Origin of the sequence: Mixta intestinalis, from assembly GCF_009914055.1 — a bacterium.
GTDB classification, from domain to species: Bacteria; Pseudomonadota; Gammaproteobacteria; order Enterobacterales; family Enterobacteriaceae; genus Mixta; species Mixta intestinalis.
In genome coordinates this window covers 2,696,029-2,715,487 of the sequence record NZ_CP028271.1, presented here as the reverse complement: position 1 = coordinate 2,715,487, position 19,459 = coordinate 2,696,029, and the positions used below count along the sequence as shown (strand labels likewise).

Sequence of the window (19,459 nt, the reverse complement as noted above, 5' to 3'; positions counted from 1 at the left end):
ATTTGCCAGTTAGTGAGTAAGCAGATGCTGTAGAACGCGGCTGCCGAAATAGGACATGGTTAGCAGCAGCGCACCGCCACAGTTAAACCAGACGACGCGACGACCGCGCCAGCCTTCATGATAGTGTCCCCAGAGCAGAACCACATAAACAAACCAGGCAAGAATCGACAGCACCGCCTTATCAATATTTTCAGGCGCAAACAGCTTATCCATATAAAACAGGCCGGTACAAAGCACCAGCGTTAGCAGCACCATGCCAACCTGGGTGATATGAAACATTTTCCGCTCAATGGTCATCAGCGGGGGCATATCGTTACTGAAGGCCAGACGCTTATTCTTCAGCTGGTAGTCGATCCATGCCAGCTGTAGCGCATAGAGCGCGGCAATCATTAGCGTGGCATAGGCGAACAGCGCCAGGCCGATATGGATCATCATGCCGGGCGTGGTTTCCAGATGGGTGATAAAGGCATTAGGCACAAAAGTGGCGAAAGCCAGATTGATCAGCGCGAAGCTATACACAATCGGCAGCAGCAGCCAGCCGCGATTGCGCGACGCCACAATGGTCATAATAGCGCCGATCAACAGGCTAACCAGCGAGCCGATGTTAAGCAGGCTCAGGTTCTGACCGCCATTGACGAAGATGCGCTGCTGTAGCGCTACCGCATGGGCGATCAGCGCCAGCGTCGCGCAAAGCACGGCTATGCGTCGCCAGGCGCCGTTATTCCTCAGCAGGCTGGGAATAATCAGCGCGAGGCTAAATGAGTAGGCAAAAAGCGCCAGAATCGCAAAAGCAGACATAGAATGTGGTCAAATATCGGGAAGATGAAGAAAAAAGCAGTATAGCGCCAGCCGCAGCTTGCTCCAAACGATCTCATTGTCGATAGCAGAGATCGGCCAGGCTTCGTGTTATAATCCGCCGCATTCTATGTCGCCCAGGCGGCTCTGTTTTATCGTGAGCGAGAGACAATGTTTGATAACTTAACCGATCGATTGTCGCAAACCCTGCGCAATATCAGCGGCCGCGGAAGGCTGACCGAAGAAAACATCAAAGAAACCCTGCGTGAAGTGCGCATGGCGCTGCTGGAAGCCGACGTGGCGCTGCCGGTAGTGCGCGACTTCATCAATCGCGTGAAAGAGAGCGCGGTTGGGCATGAGGTGAACAAGAGCCTGACGCCGGGTCAGGAATTCGTCAAGATCGTGCGTAACGAGCTGGTTGAAGCGATGGGTTCGGAAAACCATGCGCTTAACCTCGCCGCGCAGCCGCCAGCGGTGGTGCTGATGGCGGGCCTGCAGGGTGCCGGTAAAACGACCAGCGTGGGGAAACTGGGTAAATTTCTGCGCGAAAAGCATAAGAAGAAAGTGCTGGTGGTTTCTGCAGACGTTTATCGCCCGGCGGCGATCAAACAGCTGGAGACGCTGGCGCAGCAGGTGGGCGTCGATTTCTGCCCGTCAGACGTCACTCAGAAACCAGTCGATATCGTTAATCATGCGCTGAAAGAAGCGAAGCTGAAGTTTTATGACGTGCTGCTGGTGGATACCGCCGGTCGTTTGCACGTTGATGAAGCGATGATGGACGAAATCAAACAGGTGCACGCCGCGATTAACCCGGTGGAAACACTATTTGTCGTCGATGCCATGACCGGCCAGGATGCGGCGAATACCGCGAAGGCGTTTAATGAGGCGCTGCCGTTAACCGGCGTAATCCTGACCAAAGTTGACGGTGACGCGCGCGGCGGTGCGGCACTCTCCATTCGCCATATCACCGGTAAGCCGATTAAGTTTATGGGCGTGGGCGAAAAGACTGAGGCGCTGGAGCCGTTTTACCCGGACCGTCTCGCTTCGCGTATCCTCGGCATGGGCGATGTGCTGTCGCTGATTGAGGATATCGAAAGCAAAGTCGATCGCGCGCAGGCTGAGAAGCTGGCGAACAAGCTGAAAAAAGGCGACGGCTTCGATCTGAACGATTTTCTTGAGCAGCTGAAACAGATGCGCAATATGGGCGGCATGGCCAGCTTGATGGGTAAACTGCCCGGTATGGGGCAGCTGCCGGACAACGTGAAGTCGCAGATGGATGACAAAGTGCTGGTGCGTATGGAGGCGATGATCAACTCCATGACGCGCAAAGAGCGCGAAAAACCTGAGATTATCAAAGGGTCACGCAAACGCCGTATCGCCGCTGGCTCTGGCATGCAGGTGCAGGATGTGAACCGCCTGCTGAAGCAGTTCGATGATATGCAGCGCATGATGAAGAAAATGAAGAAAGGCGGCATGGCGAAAATGTTGCGCGGTATGAAGGGGATGATGCCGCCAGGCTTCCCTGGGCGTTAAGACGTTTCATAGAAAAGTCCGCGAGGTTACTCAGTTTAGATTGCTTTTTGCGCCAAAATGAGTAAAATTTTCGGGCTTTTTATATACGACACCCGGGCCCCGTTCCTCGATGGGGCCCGGTTGTTTTATTAACTGAAGAGGATGTTATGGTAACAATTCGTTTGGCACGTCACGGCGCGAAAAAGCGTCCGTTCTATCAGGTTGTCGTTACTGACAGCCGCAACGCACGCAATGGTCGTTTCATTGAGCGCGTAGGTTTCTTCAACCCGATCGCATCTGGTCAGGCTGAAGCACTGCGTCTGGACCTGGACCGCATTGAGCACTGGGTTGGCCAGGGCGCAACGCTGTCAGATCGCGTTAACGCGCTGATCAAAGAAGCTAAAAAAGCAGCTTAATCTGTCACGGTGGTTAGCATGAGCAAACAACTCGCCACACAGCCTCCCGTTAATCCAGTTACGCTGGGTAAGATGGGAGCCGCATACGGCATTCGGGGTTGGCTCAAAGTGTTTTCTTCCACCGAAGATGCCGATAGCATCTTTGACTACCAGCCCTGGTTTATTCAGCGCGCCGGAAAATGGCAGCAGATCGAGCTGGAAGGCTGGAAGCACCACAATCAGGACATAATCATCAAAGTCAAAGGCATTGACGATCGTGATGCGGCGGCTCAGTTGACCAACTGTGAAATTTTGGTCGACTCCTCGCAATTGCCTGCGCTGGAGGAGGGTGATTACTACTGGAAAGACCTTATGGGTTGCCAGGTAGTTACCATCGACGGCTACGAAATGGGTAAAGTCATTGATTTGATGGAAACCGGCTCGAACGACGTACTGGTCGTTAAGGCAAACCTGAAAGATGCGTTCGGTGTGAAAGAGCGGTTAATTCCGTTTCTTGATGAACAGGTTATCAAGAAAGTCGATCTCACTACGGGCACTATTGAAGTAGATTGGGATCCTGGTTTTTGACCTCCGAACAAAACGGTAATACAACGGCGAGCGCTATGTGGATCGGTGTTATCAGCCTTTTTCCAGAGATGTTTCGCGCGATTACCGATTACGGGGTAACTGGCCGGGCAGTAAAAAATGGCCTGCTCAGCATTCAAAGCTGGAGTCCTCGCGACTTCACTTATGACCGACACCGTACCGTGGACGATCGTCCTTACGGCGGCGGACCGGGAATGCTGATGATGGTGCAACCTTTACGGGACGCCATCCACGCAGCGAAAGCGGCGGCGGGAGAGGGCGCTAAGGTGATTTATCTGTCACCTCAGGGGCGCAAACTCGATCAGAACGGAGTTTGCGAACTGGCGACGCAGCAGAAGTTAATTCTGGTATGCGGACGCTATGAAGGGATCGATGAGCGCGTGATCCAGACTGAAATCGATGAAGAATGGTCGATTGGGGATTACGTTCTCAGCGGTGGCGAACTGCCAGCAATGACGTTGATTGATTCGGTCGCCCGGTTTATACCCGGCGTGCTGGGCAAGCAGGCGTCAGCCGATGAAGATTCGTTTTCTGATGGTTTGCTGGATTGTCCGCACTATACCCGCCCTGAAGTGTTGGAAGGGCTGGAAGTTCCGTCAGTATTGCTGTCGGGCAACCATGCTGAAATTCGCCGCTGGCGCCTGAAACAGTCGCTTGGCCGTACCTGGCTTAGAAGACCTGAACTTCTGGAAAACCTGGCTCTGACTGAAGAGCAAGCAAAGTTGCTCAGCGAATTCCAACGGGAATTCAATGCGCAACAAAACGATGATGCGGAAGGTTAATCTTCCGGTACGATCAGTTTACCCAGGATAAGAGATTTAATTATGAGCAACATTATCAAGCAACTTGAACAAGAGCAGATGAAGCAGGACGTACCTTCTTTCCGTCCGGGTGACTCGGTGGAAGTGAAAGTATGGGTCGTTGAAGGTTCTAAAAAGCGTCTGCAGGCATTCGAGGGCGTGGTTATCGCTATTCGTAACCGCGGTCTGCACTCTGCATTCACTGTTCGCAAAATTTCCAACGGCGAAGGCGTTGAGCGTGTATTCCAGACTCACTCTCCGGTCGTTGACAGCATCACTGTGAAACGCCGTGGTGCCGTGCGTAAAGCGAAACTGTACTACCTGCGTGAGCGTACTGGTAAAGCTGCTCGTATCAAAGAGCGTCTTAACTAAGAGCTCGCGTAAGCGACATCTTAAAGTTAATAGCAAACAAGGGGTTGGCGTGATGCCAGCCCCTTTTTTATGAATAGTAAAATGTTTCAGAAAATATAGGCCGAATGAGAAAGAGAAAACCTTATGGTTAAAACCAGTCGCCGTAGTATCAGAAGCTGCGCCTGGGCGGGACTATTACTTGCACCTCTTATGCCGCACAGAACGCTTATCTGTCAGGGGGCCAAATCAAGTCGCTTAAGGAGCAAAGGTTTATGCCTTTCACTGGTTTCAGACATAAAATTTTCTGACAATAATCCGCTCAGGAGAAAATTTTATTCATCATTAGAGGCTGATCTGGTACGAAAAAATCTTTCCGCAATAAATAAGGTTAAAATAGCCAGCAGAATTGAAATACATATCATAAAAATTGTTACTGACAGAAGCGGATTTAGTGCTCCTCCTAAACTTGTTATATGGCTCAGCCATAAAATATAATCCGATTTAATCGTGCGAATAATAAATTCTGGTATTATTAGAATATAAATACTCATTGTTAATGAGTAAATTAATATTTTCTTTCTTTTTGTCATGATGACTCTTGTCCTTTAATCCTGTAATGATAAATTATTGAACAATACTAATTTTTCGGGAAGTGGTGAATATGCCACAAACCTACCTTCAGTTACAAATGCAAGCCAAGAAACGCTTTGCTTTAGCTTTAACAAGAGGGATGGCACAAGTCAATAAAAATCTGATATCTACAATTAATAATGTCAAAATGGGAGGGGAGAGAGTCATTAATTATGGGGCATGCCTTATACCTGATGAAGACTATCGTAATGTTTGCCAGAACATGGGAAAGGTCGGTTATCGCTTTTTGCTGAAGTATTGAGCTAAGATAGCGTTAACCATATATAGCACAAATGAAATAATAGATTAGCCCGCTTAATTCATCAAAACTTATGCAGGCATAGTGTTTAAGAGTAAAGTCAGTTTAGGATTTTACTGCCATGTTTTTTTTGCTGCTATTGTCATGCTTTTTATGGGAGTAGATGTGTTTTTCTAAGTTAATACATTTGAAGTTAATAATTATTAACTTTGTTTTTGTAATATTTATCCTCTGAAAAAATATTAGTCATAATCGCGGCCGATTTGGCTAAGGCGCATTATTCATTAATTTAATCAGCGTGATGTCATCTGTTAAATGATGTAGAAGAATAATGTTGCTACTGAAGGACTATCCAATAGTTATCCGATAATGTACACCAACTGCCAGAGCTATAATCGAGTTAAAATTTTGTCATTTTGATAACTTGCTATCATATTGATATCTGGATGATAAAACAGAATCGTTTCCGCATTTTTTGATTATTTTTTATCCTGAATCACCTCACAAAAATTATCTGTGTTTCCAGTAATGGTACAGATATTGCCTTGCTATAGCTGCGAAAACACGCATCAAAACATTAGCATTATCATTTGGAAGAAAAATTATTCACCAGGAGATGTTTAATGGATAAAAATATAGATCAACAGCGAAAGCGTTTTTGGGCGAAAGAAACCATTGTTGCATCGAAACACTATAACCGCTGGCTGGTACCACCAGCAGCGCTTGCCGTGCATTTATGCATCGGTATGGCGTATGGTTTTTCTGTTTACTGGCTACCAATGTCAACACTGATTGGTCAGCAGCAGCCGCTATTTTGCCCGGCGACCCTGTCGTTTTGGCAATTATTAATTACGGATACCTGTGACTGGAGAATTGCTCAGCCTGGCTGGATATATACGCTGTTCTTTATTTTCCTGGGCTGTTCAGCCGCACTGTGGGGCAGCTGGCTGGAAAAGGTCGGGCCGCGAGTCGTTGGGGTGATTGCTACCTGTTGCTGGTGCGGCGGTTTGCTTATTGCCAGCCTGGGTGTGTTTATTCACCAGCTCTGGCTGCTTTGGCTGGGGGCAGGGGTTATTGGTGGCATAGGCCTGGGTTTAGGCTATATCTCACCCGTTTCGACACTGTTACGCTGGTTTCCTGATAAACGCGGCATGGCCGCAGGTATGGCAATTATGGGATTTGGTGGTGGGGCGGTTATTGGCGCGCCGCTGGCTGATTTCCTGATGCGCTATTTTTCTGAGGGACCCACGGCTGGCGTAGGGCAAAGCTTGTTAGTGCTGGCGGCTATCTATTTTTGCTATATGCTGATTGGCTCGCTGAGCTATCGTATACCCGCTGACAGCTGGCGGCCTGCAGGCCAGGTGAAGCGGACTACTTATCATGGTGTCCAGATTGATGTCTCTGCCGCCGTCAGAAAACGTCAGTTCTGGCTGCTCTGGCTGGTTCTCTGCCTGAATGTCTCTGCTGGCATCGGTATTTTGGGTATTGCTTCCCCGCTTTTCCAGGAAGTGCTGGGCAGTAACCCGGCGATAAAGCAGATAGATATTGCCACACTGGCAGCGGGTTTTATTGGCTTGCTGAGCCTGTTTAATATTCTGGGGCGTTTCTTTTGGGCTACGCTTTCTGATTATCTGGGAAGAAAGCTGACCTTCACCCTGTTTTTTATCCTGGGAGCCGCTTTCTATATTTTGATCCCCTGGATAGTTCAGGTGGGAAATATCCCTCTGTTCCTGATTGCTTTCTGTATCATTATTTCTATGTATGGTGGCGGTTTTGCAACGATACCTGCATACCTTGCTGATATTTTTGGGCATAAATGGGTAGGCGCGATTCACGGGCGTTTGCTTACGGCATGGTCGGTTGCCGGTATTACCGGACCCGTTTTGATTAACTATCTGCGTGAATATCAGTTGGCATCGGGTCTGGTTGGTGGACAGGTTTATCAAATGAGCCTTTATCTACTTGCAGGACTGCTGGTTATCGGGCTGATAAGTAATTTGCTGGTGAAGCCGCTAAAAAATAGTAGTCAGAACGATTGGGTACAGTCGCTGGAAGACACTTTGCAGACTGAATCGCGAGAATCATTACCTGCTGAAGTAGCAATAAGTCCGCTTCAGTTAACGATTAGCTGGGGGATCGTGCTTATCCCTTTATTATGGGGAATCTACATTACTATTAAGCAGATGCTTCTTCTCTTTATTTAGTTACGATGTATTATGAAAGGAAAATCGCCATATTGGTTGACCCTCATTCTATTATGCACCGGTCAATTTTTATGCTGCCTGATTTATCTGAGATTATTTGCTCCTGATGAATGGGATCGGGAAACAGAAATCATTCTGGCGCTGCTAATTTTTATTTTAACCAGCTGGTGGCTGCGCTCAAAAATGTAATCAAGTCCCTCCGTTTTGAACGGGGGGACTTAATCGCCGAGCATATCTTCACGGCGTAAATGATAGATAGCTGTCATCACTGGCCCGTCCGCCAGTACTATCAGCCCATAGCGCATTTCGCTTAAATGGGCACCACAGCTACGTGCTACGGCACGACTGGCGATATTCGTTTCCGCCGCCAGAATTTCGATCGTATCAATACCGGGATGGCTGAATCCTTCCTGAGCCAGTTGCCGTACCGCATTATGCGCTACGCCTTTACGTTGTTCCCTGGCTCGTACCCAATAGCCAATAGCGCTCAGTTCCATGGGATCTTGCGCGTAGCGGATACCTGCGGCTCCGAGAAAGCGATCATCTTCTTTGGAAAAAATTCCCATTTCATTTGCTTCACCTTTTTCGCGTTGTTGATCGAGCCAGCTGAACCACGCTACCGCTTCCTGTGCAGAATAATTTTCGTGTGCCCATACCATCCATGGCTGTAGCTGTAGCAAGGTTTCCTGTACGGCATCGGCATAGTCCTGAGCATCAGAAGCTCGTAGAGGGCGCAGGTAAATTTCCATGATTTCTCCTTCAGGTATGGCCGCAGATCCGCTTTTGTTGCCGAAATTTTGGGGCCATCAAATGTATTGTCGCTGATTTTTGTTATATCCGCTTTAGTAAGGCGTTTCTTGTTCGGTTATACTTGTCTATGTAAACTTATGTTTACAAATTAAGAATTCTCTTTTTCTTGTTTTATTTTTAAAATAATTAAAAAACAATACATTATAAATAAACCCAATCTAACCGTAATTTATATGGTAAAAAATATGTACATATTGGTGTTCAACTGTACTTTACGTGTTACATTGACCTCACCGCTATGACGAAGATGCCCAGGACGAGATGAGGATCGTAAAATGCAGAAAGACGCGTTGAACAATGTGCATATCGCAGAAGAACAGGTTTTGATTACTCCAGCACAGCTGAAAGATAAATTTCCGCTTAACACACAGCTTGAAGCACAGGTGTCTGCCGCACGGCAAACCATCGCCGATATTATTGCTGGCAGGGATCATCGACTGTTAATCGTTTGTGGTCCCTGTTCTATTCACGATCCGGAAGCCGCTCTTGCCTATGCGCGTCAATTGAAAGATCTCTCTGAGCAGTTGAAGGATCAGCTCTATATCGTCATGCGTGTCTACTTTGAAAAACCCCGTACCACCGTTGGCTGGAAAGGGTTGATCAACGATCCTTATATGGACAACTCCTTTGACGTTGAAGCCGGGCTGCATATCGCGCGTCAGCTGCTGTTAAGCCTGGTTGAAATGGGGCTGCCATTAGCGACGGAAGCACTCGATCCTAATACGCCGCAATACCTTGGCGATCTGTTTAGCTGGTCTGCTATTGGTGCACGCACCACGGAATCACAGACCCATCGTGAAATGGCGTCGGGGCTTTCGATGCCGGTAGGATTTAAAAATGGCACCGATGGTAGCCTCGGTACGGCGATTAACGCGATGCGTGCCGCCGCCATGCCGCACCGTTTTGTTGGCATCAATCAGGGCGGCCAGGTTTGTCTGTTACAGACGCAGGGTAACCCTAACGGTCATGTGATTTTACGCGGCGGCAAAGCGCCAAACTACAGCCCGGAAGATGTGGATCAGTGCGAAAAAGAGATGGCGAAAGCGGGACTCCGTCCGGCGCTGATGATAGATTGCAGCCATGGTAATTCAAACAAAGATTACCGCCGCCAGCCCGGCGTGGCTGAATCCGCCGTAGCGCAAATCAGGGACGGTAACCGATCTATTATTGGTCTGATGCTGGAAAGTCATCTGTACGAAGGCAATCAGTCTTCCGAGCAGCCGCGTAGCGAAATGCGCTACGGCGTGTCGGTGACCGATGCCTGTATCAACTGGGAAAGTACCGAGCAGCTGCTGCGCCGGGTGCATCAGGATTTAAGCGGCGTGCTGGCGGCGCGTTTGTCACAGGAGAAGTAACACCGATGGTGGCTGAATTAACCGCGCTGCGCGATAAAATTGATGATGTTGATAAGGCTCTGCTGGATTTACTGGCGCAGCGGCTGAAGCTGGTCGCTGAAGTTGGCGAAGTAAAAAGTCGCTATGGTTTACCGATTTATGTACCGGAGCGGGAAGCATCGATGCTGGCTTCGCGGCGCAAAGAGGCGGAGGCGCTCGGCGTACCGCCTGATTTAATTGAAGATATATTGCGTCGCGTGATGCGTGAGTCCTACTCGAGCGAGAATGATAAAGGCTTCAAAACGCTCTGCCCGGAGATGCGCCCGATTGTTATCGTTGGTGGTAAAGGGCGTATGGGGCAGCTGTTTGCAAAGATGCTGACCCTCTCAGGCTATCAGGTAAAAATTCTTGATAAAGAGGAGTGGGCGCAGGCACCTACATTGCTGGCGGATGCCGGTATGGTGATCGTCAGCGTGCCGATACATCTTACCGAACAGGTTATTGCCCAGCTGCCGCCGTTGCCTGAAGAGTGCATTTTGGTTGATATCGCTTCGGTGAAAAATCGTCCGTTGCAGGCGATGCTGGCGGCGCATTCCGGGCCAGTGTTAGGCCTGCATCCTATGTTTGGGCCGGACAGCGGTAGCCTGGCAAAGCAGGTGGTAGTCTGGTGCGACGGGCGTCAGCCGGAAGCCTACCAATGGTTCCTGGAACAGATTCAGGTATGGGGTGCTCGTCTGCATCGTATCAGCGCCGTTGAACACGATCAGAATATGGCGTTTATTCAGGCGCTGCGCCATTTCGCGACTTTTGCCTATGGTCTGCATCTGGCGGAAGAAAATGTACAGCTTGAGCAGCTACTGGCGCTTTCGTCGCCGATTTACCGTCTGGAGCTGGCGATGGTAGGGCGGTTGTTCGCTCAGGATCCGCAGCTGTATGCCGATATCATCATGTCTTCTGAAAGTAATCTGGCGCTGATTAAGCGCTACTATCAGCGCTTCGGTGAGGCTATCACTCTGCTGGAACAGAATAATAAGCAGGAATTTATTGCGAGTTTCCGTAAAATTGAGCGTTGGTTTGGCGACTATGCGCCGCGCTTTATGCGTGAGAGTAGCTCGCTGCTGCGTTCCGCAAACGATAACCGCATCTGAAGATAAAAGACGACCCGTGACGGCACGGGCCGTTGACTGTCAGGCCTGTGGCGGCTGCCCGTTTGAAGCGGTAATGCCGCCATCAACCGGTAAATTGACGCCGGTAATGTAGCGTGCATCATCGCTGGCCAGGAATGCGATTGCCGCTGCAACTTCTTCCGCCGCGCCCATTCGTCCCAGCGCGATACGTTCATTAAATTTCGCCATCAGCTGCTCGTTTTGCTTCATCTCTGCCGTCATATCGGTAAGCGTCAGACCGGGGCAAATAGCATTCACCCGCACGCCATCCTTACCGTAATCCAGCGCTAACGCGCGAGTGAAGTTGGTGATAGCGCCTTTGGCAGTATTGTAAATACTCATGCCCCAGTCGCCGCCAAGGCCGGATACGGAAGAGATATTTACAATGTTGCCGCCGTTTTTCAGCAGGGCAGGGAGAAAAGCGCGCGTACAATAAAACACGCCGTCCAGATCGGTGGACATAACTTTTCTCCAGTCCTCATCGCTGGCCTGGTGTATTTTTCCTGAGATATTTACTCCGGCGTTATTAAGCAGTACGTCGGCACGTCCGTAATGTTGATCGACCTGCTTAGCCAACGCTTCTACTTCTTCGCGTTTAGCGACGTCAGCTACGACAACCAGATGATCGCCCGCTTTTAGCCTGGAGAAGGTATTGTTCAGCTTCTCCCTGGTTCGGCCAACCAGCACTACGCTGGCTCCTTCGTCAGCAAAACGCTGCGCGCTTGCTGCGCCAATGCCTGAACCCGCACCGGTAACGATAACCACTTTGTTACTGAAACGTTCCATTCCGCCTCCTTATTACCGATCGCTAATCCCTATGATTAGCAGCCTGTTAAGTCTGGCATAACCATGGCGGAAGGCGGGAATAATCCTCGCTATGATGTTTAACTTACTGTTTTAAATTAAATTTTAAGTTTTAAAAAATATTAATGAGCGTAACGGTTGAGCCGATACGCTAAGTGGAGATCAGCGCATACCTGAATGGCAGAAACGCCGGTATCCGCTGTCTATCCATTGCCGGATTACTATCGAGGCCAGTCGAAAAAGCTGGCGCATCGAGCTATTGTGGATCGACCGGCACCACATTCTCGCTGGGATAACAGCCCAACACCTTCAGCGAGCGGGTAATGGCACGCAGCTCCTGCAGTGCCTGTTGTACCTTCTGGGTACGCAGGTTGCCCTGTACGTCCAGATAAAACATCTCTTCCCAGGGATTGCCGTTAATTGGACGAGATTCCAGCTTGCTCATGATCAGGTTATGCTGACGCAGCACCAGTAGCGCCTCTACCAATGCGCCTGATTGCTGACCGGTGGCCATAATCAGCGTCGTTTTCGCTGGTACCTGCTCAGAAACATCAATTGGCTTACGCGCCAGAATAATGAAGCGGGTGATATTTTGTTGCTGGTTAGCCAGATTACGTTCCAGGACCTGAAGTTGATAAAGCGCGCCACCAGCTTCACTGCCCAATGCTGCCGCTTTCGGTGAGTTGAGCGCCGCGACTTTTTCCATCGCCGCTGCCGTGCTCTCGGTATAGATGATTTTCCATTGAGGGAAGCGGTTTATAAACTGGCTGCATTGCTGAAAGGGCTGAGGATGGCTGTAAACCGTTTCGATCTGGTGTAGATCGGTAGACCCCGCTACCAGCACGCAGTGATCGATTGGCACCGTCATCTCACCGACGATGGAGAGGCTGGTTTGCTGTAGCAGATCGTAAACTTCATTAATGGAGCCGGAACTGGTGTTTTCGATCGGCAGAACTGCATAATCCGCCTGACCGCTTTCTACTTCCTGAACAATATCCTGGAACTTCTGACAGCCGCTTTCGATCACATGAGTAAAGTGACGGGCACCATATTTACGTGCCGCCAGATGAGAATAAGATCCCTTCGGGCCAAGAAAGGCGATGCGTGCCGACTGCTGGTCAGTTTGATTAAGATGCTTTTGCAGCAGTGCCTGCTGCGTCAGAACAGAGTCTTCAATAATCAGCTGAAACAGGCGGGTAATGTAATGGGCGTCCAGCTGGTGGGCCTGGCCTAACGTAATCAGGTGCTCCAGCAGATCGCGTTCACGATCGATATCGCGTACGGGCCGATGGATGGCCATTTTTGCTTTCGCTACCTCAATAGCCAACGAGCGTCGCTCAGAAAGCAGCCCCAGCAATTTTTCATCGATAGCGCTGATTTTATCACGCAGGGCCAGTAGCGGATTTTCTGGTGTCATAGCTTTACCTGTCAGATGTCCATAATAAAAAAACCTCCCGGTTGGGAGGCTTTATAGTTCGTCTTCGCTTTCTTTTTTTCGCGACGAAACGCCTCCCGGTCAGGGGAAGGTAAAAAAGAAAGCGAAGAAAAACGTTGGGTTCATAGCGATGCCTGTTTTATGCGAATGCTGTTAAAGTAACCGTAGCGTTTTACTACTGTCAATAAAAAACGCGCCGGGTGGCGCGTCGTACGGTGAGAACGCCCGTCAAAAAACGGGCGTCGGGAATTACTCTTCGTTAAGTGGCGCTAAATCTTTTACGCTAACGGCGGCGCGGCGCGCTTCACCTTTGTGCTGAACCTTATTCAGCTGGCGTTCCAGTTTATTTAATAACTCATTAATCGCGGCATACATATCGACATGCCTGGCGCTGGCAACCAGCGGGCCGTTAGGCGTATTGATTGTCGCATCAGCAACGTATTCCTTCGGCTCTTTTGACAGAACGATATGGGGATTAATCAGATGAGTTTGCCACTTTTCTAGCTTGGATAGACGGTCTTCGACATGCTGGCGGATGGCCGGGGTGATTTCCATTTGTTTGCTGGTAATATTCACAATCATCATGTTTACCTCACTGTCATTTCCGTCGTAGTAACTTCAGCATACCTTGAAACTAGCTTATTTTTGTGATCATTGTCACATTAAATTGTCACTTTTTGTCAAGGAAACGAAATCTGTGAGGGGTCACGGTAAATGTACCAAATCAGCTTGTCGAATAGCGTTTCAGGCGTCAGACTTGATAAGTTAACTTAACGCAAAAAAGCTAATTTTGCTGGTTTTATCAACAAAAAAGCAGCGCAAAGGCTGCTTTTTTAATGGTCAATGTCATAGGCCGGATAGCGGGAAGATCAGGCCTGATTAGCAGCGATGATCTGCGCCACTTTATCCGCCTGCGCATCCAGCTGCAGTTTACGGTAGGCATTTTCCATCAGCGGCAGCGCCGTACGCGTTGCCTGCGTATCCGGATAATCTTTCAGCATCTGCTCCACACGTTTGACGACCGCGACATAAGCTTCGCGTTTCGTGTAGAATTGCGCCACGGAGAGCTCATATTTCGCCAGACGATCTTTCAGATAGACCAGGCGCTTGCGTGCATCGGTCGCATACTGGCTGTTTGGATAGTTGCGCAGCAGCTGAGAAAAATCGCGGAAGGCGACACGTGCATGCTCCGGATCGCGATCGGAACGATCGATGCCGAAAAAGCCCTGCAACGCAGAATCGTCTAACGCCATATCCGTCAAACCTTTCATATACAGAACATAGTCGATGTTCTGATGTGTCGGGTTCAGGCGCATAAAGCGGTCAATGGCGGCCTGTGCCATCGGCAGATCGGCATTTTTATAGTAGGCGTAGATCAGATCCAGCTGAACTTGTTGGGCGTAAGGGCCAAATGGATAGCGGTTATCCAGCGCTTCCAGTTGCGTTATTGCGCCTTTAAAGTTACCGTCCTGCAGTTTTTGCTGAGCCGTTGCATAAAGCTCAGAAGGCGGACTGTCAGGCACTTGATCCTTAGAGCTTGAACAACCCGCAAGAGCCAGGCTCAACGTGGCTGCAGCCACCAGATATTTCATACGCGTCATGACGATTTGATTATCCTCAGAGTGTGTTATTGCGAAAGCTGTCCATTAAGCTTCCAATAGTGACCAGGTACGATAGCACATTATATTAAACGGCACCGCCGTGAAAACCCAACGTTAACGAAGAAGCTGTTTATGGCACAACAAGTAAAACTCACCGCAACGGTTTCCGAATCGCAACTCGGACAACGCTTAGATCAGTCTTTAGCAGAATTGTTCCCTGATTATTCGCGTTCGCGCATAAAAGAGTGGATTCTCGACCGCCGGGTGAGCGTCAACGGTAATATCGTTGATAAGCCGAAGGAAAAAGTGTTGGGCGGCGAAGCCGTGGCAATACAGGCTGAGATAGAAGAAGAGATGCGCTGGGAAGCGCAGGATATCCCGCTGAATATTGTCTATGAAGATGCAGATATTCTGGTGATCAATAAGCCGCGCGATCTGGTAGTGCATCCCGGCGCCGGTAACCCTGATGGCACAGTGCTCAATGCACTGTTGCACTACTACCCGGAAATTGCCGATGTGCCGCGAGCCGGTATCGTGCATCGCCTCGATAAAGACACTACCGGGCTGATGGTGGTAGCGAAAACCGTACCGGCACAAACGCATCTGGTTGAGTCGCTACAGCTGCGTGAAATTACCCGTGAGTATGAAGCGGTGGCGATCGGCAACATGACCGCAGGCGGTATCGTTGATGAGCCGATCAGCCGTCACTCGACCAAACGTACCCACATGGCCGTCCATCCGATGGGAAAACATGCGGTAACGCACTATCGGGTAATGGAACACTTCCGTGCGCACACGCGTTTGCGTCTGCGTCTGGAGACCGGACGTACTCACCAGATTCGCGTGCATATGGCGCACATTAACCATCCGCTGGTGGGCGATCCGCTTTACGGTGGGCGTCCACGTCCGCCGAAGGGCGCTTCCGATGCGTTTATTGCCACGCTGCGTGGTTTCGATCGCCAGGCGCTGCACGCTACCATGCTGCGTCTTTACCATCCAATTACCGGTATTGAGATGGAATGGCACGCGCCGCTGCCGCAGGATATGGTCGATCTGATCGACGCATTGAAAGCGGATACCGAGGATTTTAAAGATCGGCTGGACTGGCTATGAGTGAATTGATTGTTCCCGACTGGCCTGCGCCAGCGTCGGTGCGCGCCTGTAGCACGACGCGTCTCGGTGGCGTCAGTGCCGCACCCTGGGACTCGCTTAATCTGGGCGATCACGTTGGCGATCGCCCCGAAGATGTAGCGGCCAACCGTCAGCGATTAATTACGCTGGCCGGTTTACCAGCCATGCCTTACTGGCTGGAGCAGGTTCATGGCACCGATGTGATCCGGCTTGATGAGGCATCATCAACGGAACGCCGTGGCGATGCCGTTTGGAGCAATCAGGCTGAAACCGTCTGTGCGGTAATGACGGCGGATTGCCTGCCTGTGCTGTTCTGTTCATTTGATGGCAAAGAGGTGGCGGCGGCCCATGCAGGCTGGCGTGGCCTTTGCGCTGGCGTGCTGGAAAATACGCTAAAGCAGTTTTCCGCGCCGCCGCAGGAAATCCATGCCTGGCTGGGGCCTGCAATAGGGCCAGAAGCATTTGAAGTCGGCCCGGAAGTCAGAGCGGCGTTTATCGCTCACGATCCGGCAGCCGATCTGGCTTTTCGCGCCAGCGGTGAGAAATACTACGCCGATCTTTGGCTGCTGGCATGCCAGCGCCTGAGCGCACAGGGCGTCGCCTCGGTTAGCGGCGGTGGGCGCTGTACCTGGCACGACGAGGCTCATTTTTTCTCCTGGCGACGCAGCGGTACTACCGGTCGTATGGCAAGTTTGATCTGGCTGATATAACCTTACGCAACAAGACGATCCAGGGATGCGCTTTTTTTCACCATAATACAGGTCAAACATCTTGAAATTCTGAGGGCCGACCTCATTTTATCTCCAGTAGCATTTTGACCTGTATTGGGAGGAATCATGCGTCTGGATCGTCTTACTAACAAATTCCAGCTTGCGCTCGCCGATGCTCAATCCCTCGCCCTTGGGCGCGATAACCAGTTCATAGAACCTCTTCACTTGATGAGCGCGCTGCTCGGTCAGGAAGGCGGCACCGTTCGCCCGTTACTGACTACCGCAGGCGTGGATGTTGCAGGATTACGTAACAGCGTAGAGCAGGCTATCAGCCGTTTGCCGCAGGTAGAAGGGGCCGACGGCGACGTCCAGCCTTCCGCCGATTTAGTGCGGGTGCTTAACCTGTGCGACAAACTGGCGCAAAAGCGCGGTGACAACTTTATCTCATCTGAATTATTTGTCCTGGCTGCCCTCGATTCGCGCGGTTCGCTGGCCGATCTACTCAAATCCGCCGGTGCGACTAACGACAAGCTGACCAAGGCTATCGAACAATTGCGTGGAGGGGAGAACGTGAACGATCAAGGGGCTGAAGATCAGCGCCAGGCATTGAAAAAATATACTATCGACCTTACCGAACGTGCCGAACAAGGCAAGCTTGATCCGGTTATTGGGCGTGATGAAGAGATTCGCCGTACCATTCAGGTGCTGCAACGCCGTACTAAAAATAACCCGGTGCTGATCGGTGAGCCAGGGGTAGGTAAAACCGCCATCGTTGAAGGTCTGGCGCAGCGTATTGTTAACGGCGAAGTACCGGAAGGGCTAAAAGGCCGTCGCGTACTGGCGCTGGATATGGGCGCGCTGGTGGCTGGCGCTAAATATCGCGGTGAGTTTGAAGAGCGTCTGAAAGGGGTGTTGACCGACCTGTCCAAACAGGAAGGTAATGTCATCCTGTTTATTGACGAACTGCATACCATGGTTGGCGCGGGTAAAGCCGATGGCGCAATGGATGCGGGCAATATGCTGAAACCTGCGCTGGCACGCGGTGAGCTGCACTGTGTAGGTGCAACCACGCTGGATGAATATCGTCAGTACATCGAAAAAGATGCGGCGCTGGAACGTCGTTTCCAGAAAGTGTTTGTCGCCGAGCCGAGCGTGGAAGATACCATCGCCATTTTGCGCGGTTTGAAAGAGCGCTATGAGCTGCATCATCACGTACAGATTACCGACCCGGCTATTGTCGCTGCGGCAACGCTGTCGCATCGTTACATTGCCGATCGTCAGCTACCCGATAAAGCGATCGACCTGATTGACGAAGCGGCATCCAGCATTCGTCTGCAAATCGACTCCAAGCCGGAACCGTTGGATCGCCTGGAACGACGTGTTATTCAGCTGAAGCTGGAACAGCAGGCGCTGAAAAAAGAGTCTGATGAAGCCAGCCAGAAGCGTCTTGAGATGCTGGAGGATGAGCTTAACCAGAAAGAGCGCGAGTATGCTGAACTGGAAGAAGAGTGGAAGGCAGAAAAAGCCTCGCTCTCCGGTACCCAGACGATAAAAGCGGAGCTGGAACAGGCAAAAATCGCGCTGGAACAGGCGCGCCGCTCCGGCGATCTGGCGCGTATGTCTGAACTGCAATATGGACAGATCCCTGAGCTGGAAAAACAGCTGGCAGCGGCAACGCAGTCTGAAGGGAAAACCATGCGCCTGTTGCGTAATCGCGTTACCGATGTGGAAATCGCTGATGTGCTGGCGCGTTGGACCGGGATCCCGGTTGCCCGCATGATGGAGGGCGAACGTGAGAAACTGCTGCGTATGGAGCAGGATCTGCATCAACGCGTCATCGGCCAGGATGAAGCGGTCGAAGCGGTTTCGAATGCGATTCGCCGTAGCCGAGCCGGTCTGTCCGATCCGAATCGTCCTATTGGCTCTTTCCTGTTCCTGGGGCCAACCGGTGTCGGTAAAACCGAGCTGTGTAAAGCGCTGGCTAATTTCCTGTTCGACAGTGACGATGCGATGGTGCGTATCGATATGTCGGAATTTATGGAAAAACATTCCGTTTCGCGGCTGGTGGGTGCGCCTCCGGGATATGTTGGCTATGAAGAGGGCGGCTATCTTACCGAAGCGGTACGCCGTCGGCCTTATTCCGTCATCCTGTTGGATGAAGTAGAGAAAGCGCATCCGGATGTGTTCAACATTCTGCTGCAGGTACTGGATGATGGACGTCTGACCGATGGGCAGGGACGAACCGTCGATTTTCGCAATACCGTGGTGATTATGACGTCGAATCTGGGTTCCGATCTGATTCAGGAACGTTTCGGCGAGCTGGATTACGGTGCGATGAAAGATGTGGTCATGACGGTTGTCGGTCACCATTTCCGTCCGGAATTTATCAACCGTATCGATGAAGTCGTCGTGTTCCATCCGTTAGGTGAAAAACACATTGCTTCCATTGCTAATATCCAGCTGCAGCGGTTGTATAAACGCCTGGAAGAACGTGGTTACAGCGTTCATATGTCGGAGGAGGCGCTTACGCTGCTTGGACAGAATGGCTATGACCCGGTATATGGTGCACGTCCGTTAAAACGCGCCATCCAGCAGCAGGTAGAAAACCCGCTGGCGCAGCAAATCCTCTCTGGCGCGCTGGTTCCGGGTAAAACCATCGAGATCGATGTTAGCGATGGCACTATCGTTGCTCATCAATAAAGAGGGAGAAATGGGCCGTAAGGCCCATTTCTTCGCTTTGAAGAGTGAAAACGTCTGGTTTATCGCCGTTCAGGATGAAATTTGAACGGTTGCGTCATTTTTTTAAATTAGTACTTGTCAGGCGAAAAGAACTCCCTATAATGCGCCTCCATCGACACGGCACAACGGCTTACGCCACGCGGTGTTGAGCGGTTCAGCGGTTCTGAATCGCCGGAG

At 50.6% G+C, this 19,459-nt stretch carries 19 protein-coding genes and 1 other annotated feature; of the genes, 12 read left to right on the top strand and 7 right to left on the bottom strand.

Going from position 1 to position 19,459, the window contains the following annotated elements; translation table 11 throughout:
* Window positions 1-9: 9 nt before the first annotated feature.
* Window positions 10-798 (bottom strand): cytochrome C assembly family protein, encoded by a 789-nt coding sequence (locus tag C7M51_RS12520; RefSeq protein ID WP_160622093.1) that lies wholly within the window; start codon window positions 796-798, stop codon window positions 10-12.
* 168 nt (window positions 799-966) lie between these two features.
* On the opposite strand from C7M51_RS12520, the gene ffh reads away from it, so the two are divergent.
* The 7 genes from ffh (at window position 967) to C7M51_RS12485 (ending at window position 7,552) form a co-directional block, all read left to right on the top strand.
* The gene (gene ffh / locus C7M51_RS12515) at window positions 967-2,328 is read left to right on the top strand and encodes a signal recognition particle protein (protein ID WP_160622092.1); all 1,362 of its coding nucleotides are present in this window, start codon (window positions 967-969) and stop codon (window positions 2,326-2,328) included.
* A 146-nt stretch (window positions 2,329-2,474) separates the two neighbouring features.
* Window positions 2,475-2,723, top strand: coding sequence for a 30S ribosomal protein S16 (gene rpsP / locus C7M51_RS12510; protein WP_033739514.1), 249 nt, complete (start codon window positions 2,475-2,477; stop codon window positions 2,721-2,723).
* A gap of 18 nt (window positions 2,724-2,741) precedes the next feature.
* Window positions 2,742-3,290 carry a ribosome maturation factor RimM gene (gene rimM / locus C7M51_RS12505; RefSeq protein WP_160622091.1) on the top strand — a complete coding sequence of 183 codons (549 nt, stop codon included), beginning with the start codon at window positions 2,742-2,744 and terminating at the stop codon, window positions 3,288-3,290.
* A gap of 35 nt (window positions 3,291-3,325) precedes the next feature.
* A complete protein-coding gene (gene trmD / locus C7M51_RS12500) occupies window positions 3,326-4,090 on the top strand; it encodes a tRNA (guanosine(37)-N1)-methyltransferase TrmD (protein ID WP_181407935.1) in 765 nt (254 codons plus the stop codon).
* Window positions 4,091-4,132: 42 nt separating this feature from the next.
* Window positions 4,133-4,480 carry a 50S ribosomal protein L19 gene (gene rplS, locus C7M51_RS12495; RefSeq protein WP_141176502.1) on the top strand — a complete coding sequence of 116 codons (348 nt, stop codon included), beginning with the start codon at window positions 4,133-4,135 and terminating at the stop codon, window positions 4,478-4,480.
* Between the two features lie 640 nt (window positions 4,481-5,120).
* The gene (locus tag C7M51_RS12490) at window positions 5,121-5,351 is read left to right on the top strand and encodes a hypothetical protein (protein ID WP_160622089.1); all 231 of its coding nucleotides are present in this window, start codon (window positions 5,121-5,123) and stop codon (window positions 5,349-5,351) included.
* Window positions 5,352-5,971: 620 nt separating this feature from the next.
* Complete coding sequence (locus C7M51_RS12485; protein ID WP_160622088.1) at window positions 5,972-7,552, top strand: OFA family MFS transporter; 1,581 nt, start codon at window positions 5,972-5,974, stop codon at window positions 7,550-7,552.
* Between the two features lie 218 nt (window positions 7,553-7,770).
* On the opposite strand, the gene C7M51_RS12480 is transcribed toward C7M51_RS12485, so the two are convergent.
* Entirely contained in the window at window positions 7,771-8,301 is a 531-nt protein-coding gene (locus C7M51_RS12480) for a GNAT family N-acetyltransferase (RefSeq protein ID WP_160622087.1), read from the bottom strand.
* A 336-nt stretch (window positions 8,302-8,637) separates the two neighbouring features.
* Here C7M51_RS12480 and C7M51_RS12475 point away from each other — a divergent pair, with 336 nt between their 5' ends.
* A complete protein-coding gene (locus tag C7M51_RS12475; protein ID WP_160622086.1) occupies window positions 8,638-9,717 on the top strand; it encodes a 3-deoxy-7-phosphoheptulonate synthase in 1,080 nt (359 codons plus the stop codon).
* 5 nt (window positions 9,718-9,722) lie between these two features.
* The gene (tyrA, locus tag C7M51_RS12470; RefSeq protein ID WP_160622085.1) at window positions 9,723-10,844 is read left to right on the top strand and encodes a bifunctional chorismate mutase/prephenate dehydrogenase; all 1,122 of its coding nucleotides are present in this window, start codon (window positions 9,723-9,725) and stop codon (window positions 10,842-10,844) included.
* 39 nt (window positions 10,845-10,883) lie between these two features.
* On the opposite strand, the gene budC is transcribed toward tyrA, so the two are convergent.
* From budC to bamD, 5 genes are all read right to left on the bottom strand, one after another.
* The gene (gene budC / locus C7M51_RS12465) at window positions 10,884-11,648 is read right to left on the bottom strand and encodes a meso-2,3-butanediol dehydrogenase (protein WP_160622084.1); all 765 of its coding nucleotides are present in this window, start codon (window positions 11,646-11,648) and stop codon (window positions 10,884-10,886) included.
* Between the two features lie 274 nt (window positions 11,649-11,922).
* Window positions 11,923-13,083, bottom strand: a complete 1,161-nt coding sequence (pheA, locus tag C7M51_RS12460) for a bifunctional chorismate mutase/prephenate dehydratase (RefSeq protein WP_160622083.1) — start codon at window positions 13,081-13,083, stop codon at window positions 11,923-11,925.
* 23 nt (window positions 13,084-13,106) lie between these two features.
* Window positions 13,107-13,228 (bottom strand) — a sequence feature (Phe leader region).
* On the bottom strand, window positions 13,183-13,227 hold the full coding sequence (locus tag C7M51_RS22760) for a hypothetical protein (RefSeq protein WP_373996400.1): 45 nt from the start codon (window positions 13,225-13,227) through the stop codon (window positions 13,183-13,185). Its footprint overlaps the feature before it by 45 nt.
* A gap of 122 nt (window positions 13,229-13,350) precedes the next feature.
* Window positions 13,351-13,683 carry a ribosome-associated translation inhibitor RaiA gene (gene raiA, locus C7M51_RS12455; RefSeq protein ID WP_160623645.1) on the bottom strand — a complete coding sequence of 111 codons (333 nt, stop codon included), beginning with the start codon at window positions 13,681-13,683 and terminating at the stop codon, window positions 13,351-13,353.
* A gap of 287 nt (window positions 13,684-13,970) precedes the next feature.
* Complete coding sequence (gene bamD, locus C7M51_RS12450) at window positions 13,971-14,702, bottom strand: outer membrane protein assembly factor BamD (protein WP_160622082.1); 732 nt, start codon at window positions 14,700-14,702, stop codon at window positions 13,971-13,973.
* 132 nt (window positions 14,703-14,834) lie between these two features.
* On the opposite strand from bamD, the gene rluD reads away from it, so the two are divergent.
* The 3 genes from rluD (at window position 14,835) to clpB (ending at window position 19,243) form a co-directional block, all read left to right on the top strand.
* Window positions 14,835-15,815, top strand: coding sequence for a 23S rRNA pseudouridine(1911/1915/1917) synthase RluD (gene rluD / locus C7M51_RS12445; RefSeq protein WP_160622081.1), 981 nt, complete (start codon window positions 14,835-14,837; stop codon window positions 15,813-15,815).
* Window positions 15,812-16,543 carry a purine nucleoside phosphorylase YfiH gene (gene yfiH, locus C7M51_RS12440; RefSeq protein ID WP_160622080.1) on the top strand — a complete coding sequence of 244 codons (732 nt, stop codon included), beginning with the start codon at window positions 15,812-15,814 and terminating at the stop codon, window positions 16,541-16,543. Before rluD ends, yfiH begins: the two co-directional genes overlap by 4 nt.
* Before the next feature lie 114 nt (window positions 16,544-16,657).
* Window positions 16,658-19,243 carry an ATP-dependent chaperone ClpB gene (gene clpB, locus C7M51_RS12435; protein WP_208852097.1) on the top strand — a complete coding sequence of 862 codons (2,586 nt, stop codon included), beginning with the start codon at window positions 16,658-16,660 and terminating at the stop codon, window positions 19,241-19,243.
* The last annotated feature ends 216 nt before the right edge of the window (window positions 19,244-19,459 follow it).